This is a genomic window from Bartonella raoultii (genome assembly GCF_019659805.1).
Classification (GTDB): Bacteria; Pseudomonadota; Alphaproteobacteria; order Rhizobiales; family Rhizobiaceae; genus Bartonella; species Bartonella raoultii.
Window position 1 is genome coordinate 175145 of sequence record NZ_JAIFRO010000003.1, and the last position, 1306, is coordinate 176450.

1 protein-coding gene is annotated in these 1306 nt (G+C 44.8%); it reads left to right on the forward strand.

The annotated features are described in order from the left end of the window. Nucleotides 1–95: 95 nt before the first annotated feature. Nucleotides 96–1306 (forward strand): portal protein (locus tag K3248_RS09325; RefSeq protein ID WP_281421929.1); only part of this gene is annotated, 1211 nt, incomplete at its 3' end.

The window sequence follows — 1306 nt, forward strand, 5'->3', positions numbered from 1 at the left end:
GATGCCTTTGGATTGATGTGTGTGGGTTATGAGCAGCCGATACAGAAACATAAGAGAGCAGCTTATAGCGATAGAGAAGCCTATGAGAGTACGTCATGGATGGCACAATGATGCATGATGAAGAGCATATAGAGCAAGAAAGTCAGGTTTCAGATTTCTCAATGGAAGGTTTGTTTCGTAAGCTTTTAAGCTGGTACAAAGAAGATGTAGAGCATGTGAACAAATGGCGTGAGCAAGCGCGTGAAGATTTTCGTTTTTACAATGGCGACCAGTGGAATGAGACTGATTTAGCCGCTTTAAAAGAACAACGCCGTCCTGTCATGACGTTTAACCGCATTGCTCCACTTGTGAATGCGGTTGTTGGATCTGAACGCAATAATAAGAGAGAAGTGCAGTTTATTCCTCGTCAAATAGGCAAGGCCTTGCCTAGCGAATTGCTCACTGGTGCAGCAGAATGGTTTCGCGACATGGCCCATGCGGAATATGCGGATTCAGATGCTTTCCAAGATGCTGTCATTTGCGGTATGGGCTGGACAGATACAAGGCTTGATTATGAGAGTAGTCTAGATGGGGAGCCGGTTATTACACGTTTAGACCCCTTAAAGATGGTTTGGGACAGCGCGGCCATACAACCGAATTTAACCGATGCACAACGTTTGTGGTATGTAGACCGTAAACCTTTGGAAGTTGCAAGACAAATGTTTCCCAAAGCGCATTGGAGTGAACTAAGTGCGGATTGGGCGCGTGATGGGAGTTCTTATGAAGGGGTTCATCACAATGCTTTTGAAGCTTATGATGATGAGAAGGGTATTGATGTTGAAAATGGCCGCCGGATGGTCACGCTAGTTGAATGTCGTTGGTTTGAAAGTGAGAGATATTATAAAGCGCCTGATTTAGAAACGGGTGAACTTCGTGATTATAGCGAGGAAGAATTTAAGCAACTTCAGTGCATGATGCCCGATATTCAAGGAGCTGCTTTTCATAAAAAGGTGGTTAAGCGCGCTTTTTTAGGCAGGAAAATTTTGCTTTGTCCAGACCAGCCTTTGGTTCCCGCCGGTCAATTGGGTTGGGAATGTATAACGGGGTATTTTGATAAGATAGAGCGTCAATTTTATGGGGTTGTTCGCCCGACCAAAGATCCACAACGCTGGGCAAATAAATATTTCAGTCAAGTGATGCATATTCTCAATAGCCAATCCAAAGGGGGGATAATGGCAGAAAGAGGTGCATTTGAAGATGAGAGGGAAGCGGTAAGGAGTTGGAGCAGAGTTGATAGTATCACGGTGCTTAAATCAGGAGCGCTTGC